The sequence below is a fragment of the Paenibacillus sp. FSL R5-0486 genome (assembly GCF_037975155.1).
Taxonomy (GTDB): domain Bacteria; phylum Bacillota; class Bacilli; order Paenibacillales; family Paenibacillaceae; genus Paenibacillus; species Paenibacillus amylolyticus.
On record NZ_CP150237.1, the window covers coordinates 773,443 to 784,254 of the forward strand.

Genomic DNA, 10,812 nt, shown 5'->3' on the forward strand with positions numbered 1-10,812 from the left:
TTACGAAGTATGTTTCCGAAGGAAACATTTTGGTTGCTCACGTAGTTTTCCTACGCTCCGCTACTCCATTTCTAGCTTCATCCCATCTTCTCGGTACTGAAAACCGCCCTTTTTGAACACGTATATTAGTGTAAATTATTATAGATTTGCGAGAAGGAGTGTTACCTGAATGAAGCGTAAACGTATATGGGAAAATACAGCTGCCGGTTTAACGGTAAGCATGTTGGCAGGAATGCTGCTCTTTACATCATCTGCATTGCCTGCACACGCGGCTGACACCAAAACCGGTGTATTGCCAGCGGGTACAAACGAGACTTCGCTGACAGCGAAGAAAGATGCAGTAGCCGTAACTAAGGAGTTCCGCATCGTCACATTGGGAGATTCCATAACGGTAGGTTATGAGCCCAACACAAAAGAATTGCCTTATGGTTATGTAGAACGTCTCCAGGAGCAAGGTTTGCTGCATGGACGTACACAGGTGGACAACTACGGGATTGCCGGATTGAAAACCAGTGGTCTGAAAAACTTTACTACTGCAATTAAGGATGGCAAAACGCTGACTTCTGAAGCCATTCAACCAAGTCTTCCTGATCCAAGAGCGGGACAGATCGGAGCCAATACTGCTGCAATCCGTGAGAGTGTAGCACAGGCCAATCTGGTTGCAATTACCATTGGGGGAAATGATGTATCTGAGCTTCTCGGTACAGCAGACAAACTGAGTGATCAGGATCTGCAAGCGAAGGTAAAAGAATTACTCGCAACATATACAGCCAATGTAAGTGCAACGATTAATGATATCCATGAAATTAATCCGACAGCTACAATTGTCATCGCCGATCAGTATCAACCGATGCCAGAAGTAGCAGGCAAGGCACTCTATGCTAAACTGATGGAGGCATCCCAAGGTTTCACACAGACCATTGATGGCATTGCAGCACAATTCACTGCTCAGGGTACCGATGTCAAAGTCGCACACGTGGCCAAGGAGTTTGTTGGTGGTGAAGGCACGATGACACATATGATCAAAGATCGTGATTTCCACCCGAACCAATTTGGATATGCGGCCATTGCCGAAGTATTTGCCAAAACGATCTGGGGCGACTACACGAAGCTGACTACACCTGCGACAGGTGAGCCGATGAACATTATTGTGAGTGGCAAAACATTAAATACTCCGTACAAACCGATTATCCGTAACGGCAAAAACTTTGTGGCGATTCAAGACATCGTGAATGCGGTCGGTGCTACTACGGTGTGGGATAACAAAACTTCAACCGCAACCATTACATATGGAGACCGGAAAGTTGCGGTGAAGATTGGTGCCAATGCTGTGAAGGTAAATGGAGCATCGGTTACTGTGGATACACCTGCATTCCTGAATAAGGTAGGCAAAGAGTCCAAAACATATGTACCACTTGCCATGGTGGCTGAAGGTCTTGGCTTTGATGTGCAGTATGTAGCGAAGCTGAAAACTGTTTTTGTGAATCCGTAAATTGTATTTCATACTTTAACATGATGTTATTCAACAGCCAGAATACCTTGATCTGTTCAAGGTATTCTGGCTGTTTTGTGTTCTTTTTGAGTTGCTGACACAGATGTATACCTTCTCTAATGACCTAAAATGTTGCATAAATATATCTTGTCAGATGACCAATGGATGTGTAAATATGAAAATAACTTACAATAAAACCACTAATGCATAGTATGACAGGCACCCCTCGCAAGCCAAAGGAGCGCTTAGGATGAACAAAATTAAGAACGCTTTCACAACACTGCCGATTCATCACAAAACGATTCTTCTCATCGGACTTTTGATGTTGATCAGCTTTACGTTTTATGCGTCCGTACTCCGATATGTGTTCAGCATCTATGACCGTCAGATCTATGAGAAATCCTCGCAGGTCCTCAATATGTCTTCGGTAGGTATTGAGAATCAACTTCGTGAAATTTCTAATCTCTCCTTCAAGGTGATGTCGGACGAGCCGCTTCAGCAATATCTGCTCCAACTGAAAAAGGCCGAAACGGGTTACGAGAAAAATGGATTGCGTAAAAAAATTACCAACAGGTTAGTCGCATATGCCGGTTCCGAAAAATACGTCTATTCCATGCTATTTATCGATAATGATAATAACGTTATGGCCGCAGGCAATCGGGAGGGAATTTCGGAGTCGAAGCAAAAGGAACTGGTTGCACTGGGACAGCAATACTCGGGCTCCAATGCATGGCATACCAGTGGGGATAAACAGTCCCGACTCTTGTCGGTTCGACAGGTGAAATCCTTTATTGGCGGAGCATTTACATTGGAGGACCTCGGCACACTGATCATCCGTGTCCGGCTGGACCGAATTGTACAGGACCAGATGCAAGAACCGGCTGAGGACTCCCAATTACTCATTACGGATGGAAAAGAAGTGATCTATCCAACAGAATCGTCGGTCAGTGAAGCCGAGATTGAGTCTGAACTGAAGCGTACCCAGCCCTATGGAATTGCCATGTTGGAACAGGGGAGACACTTTGTAGCTCGTGCTCATTCTTCCTATACGGATTGGACCTATCTGTACACAACCCCGTTTGACCAGATGTTTAAAAAGATCCAGTTTGTCAAACAGTTGGTTACGGTGATCTTCATCATGATCTTTCTGGCGGCGCTTATCATTGGAGCGAGATTCTCTCGCAGTATTACCCATCCGATTGCGCAGTTGATCAAAAAGATGCGTAATATCGAAAAAGGTGATCTGGATAAGCTGGAGGAGGCAGCCCTTGGCAATGTTCCGATATCTCCACAGAATGAGGTTGGGCTGCTGCATCGCACATTCAAGATGATGCTTCAACGAATACGTGAATTGATTGATGAGAATTATGCCAAGCAACTGGTGATTCGTGAGACCGAGTTGAAAGCGCTTCAGGCGCAGATTAATCCACATTTTCTATACAACACGCTTGAATCCATTAACTGGCTGGCTAAAGTACAGAAGCAACGACAGATCTCGGAAATGGTTGAGGCTCTCGGATTTCTGTTGCGTAGCTCTGTGAACATGTCCGAGAAGTGGATTACGCTGGAAAGAGAGCTGGACATTGTCCGCAGTTACGTGACGATTCAGCGCACGCGTTTTGAGGAAAGACTGGATTTCGACATGGAAATTGCCCCGGAGGTAGGAACGGCACGGATACCGAAGTTAACATTACAGCCGTTGGTGGAGAACGCGATACATTATGCACTCGAACCAAGCATTGACCCTTGCCGGATTCGTATCCGGGCGAGAGCAGAGGGAGATAAGGTGATTATTGAAGTTGAGGACGACGGTCCGGGGATGACACCGGAATTCCTGGAACAGCTACACGAAGGACGTATTCAGACAAGAGGACAGGGCATTGGGTTATCTAACATCCAGGAACGAATCAGACTGACCTTCGGTGATGAAGGTGGAATGGTGATGAGCAGCAAGCCCGGATCAGGAACTGTAGTATCGATCAGCATACCTTGGATCAGAGAGGACGATGACGATGTACAAAGTGATGCTCGTAGATGATGAACGTGTCATTCTGGAGGGGATTTCCCAAGTGGTCGATTGGGCCGCGGCAGGAACGGAATTGGTGGATACGGCGAGGAACGGGATTGAAGCATTGGACAAAATTGGGCAGTCGCGACCCGATATTATTATTACGGATATTTCCATGCCGGGTCTGGATGGTCTCGGACTCATAGAGAAGGCATCTGAAGCATACCCGGGAGTACGTTTTATTATGTTATCCGGCTACAAGGAGTTCGAATATGCCCGCAGAGCGATGCAATATGGTGTGAAGCATTATTTGCTCAAGCCCTGCAACGAGAATCAGATCCATGATGCGTTAACTGAACTGTTGCAGGAACATCAGGATGCCCAGGTGAAGGAGCATGTTGCAGGTGAGATGAAACAGCGATTGCAGCGAGTCCTTCCGCATGTGAAGGAGCAATTTCTGCTGGAGTTCATGACCAACCGCACCTATGGTCCGGTTGATCTGGAGTATTATCAGGAGTTGTTTGATCTGGAGCTTGAAGAGAACGCAGTTCGGTTACTGTTGTTCCGAATTGTAGATGAACATGATTACAGTCACTTATTTGCGATCAAAAACATTGCCAGTGACCTGCTCCCACATGTCCTGTTAAGCACAACCATTGAAGGCAAACTCCTCATTCTGCTCGCGGATTCAGCTGATCCGGCTGGACTGAAAGAAAGTATTGAAGAGGTTAGGGCTGCATTCACCAGACTATATAAATTGGAAGTGACCGCTGCGCTGAGTGAAGCAGATCGAATGATTCAGTCCCGGCGGTTGTTTCGTGAGGCGTTGCAGTATCTGAACCATCGCTTTTTTATCGGTGAAGGCAAGCTGATTACGAAGAATGATCTGGTACTGGCCGGAGAATGCGACGGATTGCATGTAGAACAGGATGCCGAGCAACTGTGTCAGTTGATCAAATCGGGCAATACCGAGGAAACAGCGGTAGAGGTGGATCGTCTGTTTGATCTATTATCGCGTCAGCAACTGGAAATTGAAGTGACCCGCTCTTACGTAGTGCAGCTGTACTCAGCTATGGTTCATGTCTGTCCGCCTGAGGAGGCAACGGAATTCACCCAGCGTATGGCAGAACTGCCGCATATCGATACGTTATCTGGTTTGAAGTCTTTTGTTTCAAGCAGTGCAGCCCGATTAACTTCCGGTTATTACAAAAACCATATCAGTCGCCAGTCTTCTGCCGTGGAGAAGATGATGGATATCGTGGATCGTCATTATGGAGAGGCGGATCTCTCTCTCAATGGAGTTGCCCATCAGATGCTGTATATGAATCCCGATTACCTGGGCAAGATTTTCAAAAAAGTCACAGGTGAGAATTTCTCCAACTACGTGAATCGCCTGCGCATTGAACGCGCATGTGACCATATTCGCAGAGGCGGGGATGTGAAAGTATTTGAGCTTGCTGAATTGTTCGGATTCGGCGGGAATTCACAATATTTCAGTCAGGTGTTCAAAAAGTGGACCGGGATGACACCTACGGAATTCCGCAGGATCGGCATATAACAATGGACTACCAATCATGTGATTCATGTCTGGGGAGGACGAACAGCGCCGAGAGGGGGACTGTTGTCCTCCTCTGTTTTTTGAACCAACAAGACGGTTTTGTGTATTCAACTATGGTCGTACATTTGCGAAAATGACATTAACAAGTTTGTGAAAGCGTTATCAGAAACGAGAAGATAACTCTTTCATACAACCATATCAACATAAAAGGGGAGATTGGCATGGTGAAAAAGGCAATATTCCTGATGATGGCTGCTTTGCTCGTGTTTACAGCGGCATGTAGCTCAGGTGGAGGAACTGAAGGAGCATCTGGAGATGACTCAGTTACCCTGCGGATCGCTTGGTGGGGCTCGGATGCAAGGCATGAATATACACAGAAGGTCATCGACCTGTACAAATCGAAAAACCCGAATGTCAAAATCGACGTGGAATATGCTTCATTTGATGACTACTGGAAAAAGCTCGCACCACAAGCAGCGGCAAATCAGTTGCCTGACATCGTTCAGATGGATATTTCCTACATCAGCCAATATGCACAGAATGGTCAGCTTGAGGATCTAGCGCCTTATCTGGGCAACCAGATCAAAGTGGACGATGTGTCCGAGAATGTTATCAGCACAGGTGTAATTAACGGTAAACAATACGGTGTACCTGCCGGTGTTAACGTTCTGGGCTTCCAATATGATCCGGCATTGCTTAAAAAAGCAGGAGTGGATGCAATCCCTGACAATATGACTTGGGAATCGTACGAAGCACTGGGTAAACAAACCGCAGATAAAGGTCTGTATTTGGATGGAGGGATAGCTCCGGATATTTTCTTCCACTACTTCCTGCGTACCAAAGGATTGTCGCTTTACAATGCGGAAGGAACAGGTCTTGGTTATGATGATGATCAATTGTTTGTGGAGTTCTTCGGACTTATGCGCCGCATGATCGAGCAAGGTGCAGCACCTACGCCGGATGTAGCCAACCAAACCAAAGGCATTATTGAGGAATCAGATCTCGTGAAGGAAAAAGGAATTGGCGTGTGGCAATGGTCCAACCAGTTCGTAGCCTTACAACAGGTAGCGAACCGTCAACTCGAAATCGCCCCAATGCCAGGACCAGATATGGAAAAAGGACTATATATGCAGCCAAGTATGTACTGGGGTGTGACGTCCAACTCCAAAGTGAAGGAAGAAGCGGCTAAATTCATTGATTTCTGGGTGAATGACGTGGAAGCCAACAAACTGATCAAAGGTGAGCGCGGTGTGCCAATTTCAGGAGCAATCAAAGAAGCTATCGCACCTGAGCTGAGTGACGCAACGAAACAAGTCTTTGAATTCGTAGCAGCCATGGAGCCTAAGGCTTCACCAATGAGTTCTCCGCCACCGGTTGGTTCACCTGAAGTAATCTCTTCCCTAGCAGATGTGGTTGAAGAATTGAACTTTGGCAAAATTACACCTGAACAAGCAGCAGAGACATTCCGCAAGAACGCCGAATCTGTACTTGCGAACAATAAATAACAGTTGAATGATGGCTTGCTCGTCCCACTTCAGGGATGGTCGGGAATGGGGCTACTCGCAAATGCGAGGGCCTTTCCCCGTCCAGATGACCGAAGCCAGGATGAGGGAGCAAGCTGATCCATGAAGGAGGTTCGTTCCATTGAGGCAGTATTCGTCGTTACGTAGAAACTTAACTGGATATGCGTTCATAAGCCCGTTTATTATTGGTTTCCTGGGCTTCACACTCATCCCCATGTTTGTGTCCTTATATATGTCGTTCACGAGTTATAACTTGTTCACTTCTCCGCGGTGGATTGGGCTTGATAACTACACCAAAATGTTTTTTGATGACCCGAAATATTGGAACTCGGTCAAAGTGACGTTTCTGTATGTATTCATTGGGGTACCGTTAAGGTTGATCTTTGCCCTCTTCGTAGCGATGGTCCTAAACACTGGCTCTCGTATGATTGGAACGTACCGGACGCTGTATTACCTGCCATCCATAATCGGTGGTAGTGTAGCCGTATCCATTATGTGGCGTAACCTCTTCAGTAATGAGGGTGTTATCAACAGTGCTCTAACGGCAATCGGGATCGGACCTATAAGCTGGTTTGGTGACCCGAATGCGTCCCTCGTTATGCTCATCTCACTGTCTGTGTGGCAGTTTGGTTCGTCCATGCTGATCTTCCTGGCTGGTCTCAAAAATATCCCTACTGAGATGTATGAGGCAGCAGGTGTGGATGGCGCGAATCCTATACGGAAATTTTTCAGCATTACCTTGCCACTGCTTAGCCCGATCGTCCTGTTCAATATGATTATGCAGACGATTGGAGCATTCATGACGTTTGTACCTGCCTATATAATCTCCAAAGGCGAAGGTGGTCCAATGGACGGTACGATGCTGTACTCTCTATATCTGTTCCGTCAGGCATTTATGTTTAACAACATGGGTTATGCTTCGGCCATGGCTTGGATCATGCTGATCATGATCGGTATACTCACGGTAGCTGTGTTCCTGACATCCAAGTACTGGGTGTTCTACGAATCTGAAGGAGGGAAGTAACGATGGTTTGGAGAAATGTGAAATGGCCCATTTATCACCTGTTCGTTGCAGCTCTTGCCCTCCTGATGCTCTATCCCGTCCTATGGATGCTCTTCAGTTCATTCAAGGAAAGCCGTACGATATTCGTCACAGCGGATACCCTGTTTCCTGCGGAGTGGATCTGGAGCAACTATGTAGATGGCTGGAAAGGCACAGCGGGAAGACCGTTCATGGATTACATCACGAACTCACTTGTAATCGTAGTGATATCTACCATCGGTGCTGTGATATCGTCATCGCTGATCGCTTTTGGTTTTGCCAGACTGAATTTCAAGGGACGTACATTCTGGTTCTCCTTGATGATGTTAACGCTGATGCTGCCACATGACGTGGTATTGGTTCCTCAGTACATCATTTTCACGAAGCTCGGCTGGTTGAACACTATCTTGCCAATCGTTGTACCTACATTCTTCGGAATGCCATTCTTCATCTTCCTGATGGTACAGTTCATTCGAACGATTCCGAAGGAGCTGGATGAGGCTGCAACCATCGATGGATGTAACAAATTCAGACTGTATATCCAGATTATTATGCCGCTGATCAAGTCTTCTCTGGCGACTGCAGCCATCTTCTCCTTCTACTGGAGATGGGAGGATCTGCTCGGTCCGGTATTGTACCTAAACTCGCCTGATAAATACACCGTGTCGATGGCGCTGAAAATGTTCCTCGATAGCGAATCTGCTTCCAACTGGGGCGCAATGTTCGCCATGTCCATCGTCAGTCTGGTTCCGGTTGTAGCTGTGTTCTTCATCTTCCAAAAACAAATTGTTCAAGGGATGAGCACCAGCGGATTGAAAGGATAAGCCAGATTACTGTATCTTCGTATCTTCGCCCGAATGAACGTTTACGAAAGTTAACCAAGGAGGTTATCGCTTTTGAATAAAGCTCAGGGTAGTCAGGCCGTTGCCATGGAGGCAGCGGCAGAGGGCCAGGCAGTGTCCGTGACCAGCTGGAAGTTTAACTTTGGACCGGACTCGGGAAGAGCAGATGAGACAGGGGATTATCTGAAAGTAACTGCAACAACCGCATATGAGGAACGCGGAGGGTACGGATTCGAGGCAGGATCTCTGGTGTATGAGAAACAACGCATTCGTGATGACGATGTGTCGGATCCCACGAAACAACATCATAACAATCCGGGGCAGACAACCATGTCTGCCCGATTGCATTCAGGCTTCTGTATTCCGCTCAAAGCATCGTTTATCATGGATGTTCCCGACGGAACCTACCAAGTATTACTTGTTGCAGGGGATGAATTGGCTGAGACAGTGACTCGCGTGAAAGCTGGTGAAGGCAGGCTTGTACTGCCAACCATTCGCACACTTCCCGGACAATACGCAGAGGTTAGATTCTCGGTTGTTGTTCGCGGCGGCAGACTTCGTCTGTCATTCTCCGGTCCTGCACCGAGAATTAATGCTTTGGAGATTACTCTTGCGGATCAGACCATGACCGTATTTCTTGCCGGGGATTCAACCGTAACGGATCAGCCGGAAAGTGGATATCCGTATTGCGGTTGGGGCCAGCTGCTGCCTGCACAGTTCAAACATGATGTGGCAGTAGATAATCACGCCCAGTCAGGGCGCAGTTCCCGCAGCTTTATTAATGAAGGCAGATTAAGCGCCATTCTGGAGCGAATCAAGCCTGAAGATTTTCTGTTTATTCAATTTGGACATAACGATGAGAAGCCGGACCCTGAACGTGGGACGGACCCATTCACAACATATAAGGAATATTTGAAAAAGTATATCGATGCTGCACGCGAAGCCAAGGCTCGTCCGGTGCTCATCACCCCGGTGCATCGTCGCTATTTTGCGGATGATGGCACATTGACCGATACGCACGGCGATTATATCATCGCCGTGCGTGAGCTGGCGGAAGAGGAAGATGTTCCGCTGATCGATCTGGCTGAGCGCAGCCGTCTTCTGTTCGAGCAAGCGGGTGTTGAAGGCACTAAGGACGACTTTATGTGGGTACTGCCAGGCGAGTATGTGAACTTCCCATCAGGCGTGGAGGATAACACGCATTTTCAGGAACGAGGCGCCCGCCGCCTTGCCCAGCAGGTAGCAGAAGCCATCCGCGAGTTGCAATTGCAACCGTTGCAGATGTATCTGCGGTAGGTTCATGCCCTTAATAATTAAGCGAGTTAATTAAATAACGAGCCAGCAAAAGTTGCCCAGCGAATAGCGAAGGCAATAATCTTTTAAAAAACAGCGAGCGTAGCAGCGAAGAAGGGCGGAATCGGGTAGAGGGAGCGAAGCGTCCGCCTTTGGAGCGGGATTTCCCCTGCTGAGGGGGAATTGAATAGAAATCCCGAGCCAACAGCGGCCCACAGCCCGATCCGCCCGCCAAAGCGGCTGCCTTGCGAGCTATTCAGGGTTTAAAAGCTGTAGCGAGTTAAACGAAGTAACGAGCCAGCAAAAGTTGCCCAGCGAATAGCGAAGGCAATAAACTTTTTAAAAATAGGCGAGCGTAGCAGCGGAGGAGGGCGGAATCAGGTAGAGGGAGCGAAGCGTCCGCCTTTGGAGCGGGATTTCCCCTGCTGAGGGGGAATTGAATAGAAATCCCGAGCCAACAGCGGCCCACAGCCCGATCCGCCCTTCGAAGCGACTGCCCCGCGAGCCCGCAGATTTTTAACTTAATATTGCACTCGCAAAAAAAAGGAGGAGGTATTTCAATGACACCTGACCAGACAGAATCAGGCACATCTGCCCGTAAGAATGTTTCAGCAGCTACAGGTCACACCTACTGGGTTATTCCGGATGGTTACATTCCGCCGGAGAGCCGGGGCACATTGGAGAGTCATGAGAGCATCTGTGTACTGAACACCAGTGCCACGGATGCGGAGCTGCACATCACGATTTACTTTGAAGACAGAGAACCACTCGAAGGAATTGTCACCGAAGTGCCAGCAAGAAGAACGAAGCATATTCGCACTGCATCGCTACGAACCGGGGAGCTGTCTATTCCGCCGGGCGTGCCTTATGCGATTACGGTTTCGAGCAATATCCCCATTATCGTCCAGTACAGTCGTTTGGACACGACCCAGCCTGAATTGGCTTTGATGAGTGTCATGGCGTATCCATTAGGATAACTTTCCCAATCGACAGCATGGCTGGAGATGGTAAGAAGCCCCGTAACCTTGCATTCAATGCAGGTACGGGGCTTCTA

The 10,812-nt window shown here is 47.7% G+C and carries 8 protein-coding genes; all 8 read left to right on the top strand.

The genetic code is table 11. The features are described from left to right. The first annotated feature begins 169 nt into the window (after positions 1–169). The 8 genes from MKY01_RS03600 (at position 170) to MKY01_RS03635 (ending at position 10,735) form a co-directional block, all read left to right on the top strand. The gene (locus MKY01_RS03600) at positions 170–1,492 is read left to right on the top strand and encodes a stalk domain-containing protein (RefSeq protein WP_339189919.1); all 1,323 of its coding nucleotides are present in this window, start codon (positions 170–172) and stop codon (positions 1,490–1,492) included. A 250-nt stretch (positions 1,493–1,742) separates the two neighbouring features. Next, on the top strand, positions 1,743–3,530 hold the full coding sequence (locus tag MKY01_RS03605; protein WP_076254942.1) for a histidine kinase: 1,788 nt from the start codon (positions 1,743–1,745) through the stop codon (positions 3,528–3,530). Beyond that, entirely contained in the window at positions 3,505–5,058 is a 1,554-nt protein-coding gene (locus MKY01_RS03610; protein WP_076254939.1) for a response regulator, read from the top strand. Before MKY01_RS03605 ends, MKY01_RS03610 begins: the two co-directional genes overlap by 26 nt. A gap of 221 nt (positions 5,059–5,279) precedes the next feature. After that, positions 5,280–6,563, top strand: a complete 1,284-nt coding sequence (locus tag MKY01_RS03615; protein ID WP_076254936.1) for a sugar ABC transporter substrate-binding protein — start codon at positions 5,280–5,282, stop codon at positions 6,561–6,563. 139 nt (positions 6,564–6,702) lie between these two features. Further along, positions 6,703–7,605 (top strand): sugar ABC transporter permease, encoded by a 903-nt coding sequence (locus tag MKY01_RS03620; protein WP_047841423.1) that lies wholly within the window; start codon positions 6,703–6,705, stop codon positions 7,603–7,605. Positions 7,606–7,607: 2 nt separating this feature from the next. Further along, on the top strand, positions 7,608–8,447 hold the full coding sequence (locus MKY01_RS03625) for a carbohydrate ABC transporter permease (protein WP_017690747.1): 840 nt from the start codon (positions 7,608–7,610) through the stop codon (positions 8,445–8,447). Positions 8,448–8,519: 72 nt separating this feature from the next. Then, entirely contained in the window at positions 8,520–9,761 is a 1,242-nt protein-coding gene (locus MKY01_RS03630) for a rhamnogalacturonan acetylesterase (protein ID WP_339285391.1), read from the top strand. A 557-nt stretch (positions 9,762–10,318) separates the two neighbouring features. After that, on the top strand, positions 10,319–10,735 hold the full coding sequence (locus tag MKY01_RS03635) for a sensory rhodopsin transducer (RefSeq protein ID WP_339285393.1): 417 nt from the start codon (positions 10,319–10,321) through the stop codon (positions 10,733–10,735). The last annotated feature ends 77 nt before the right edge of the window (positions 10,736–10,812 follow it).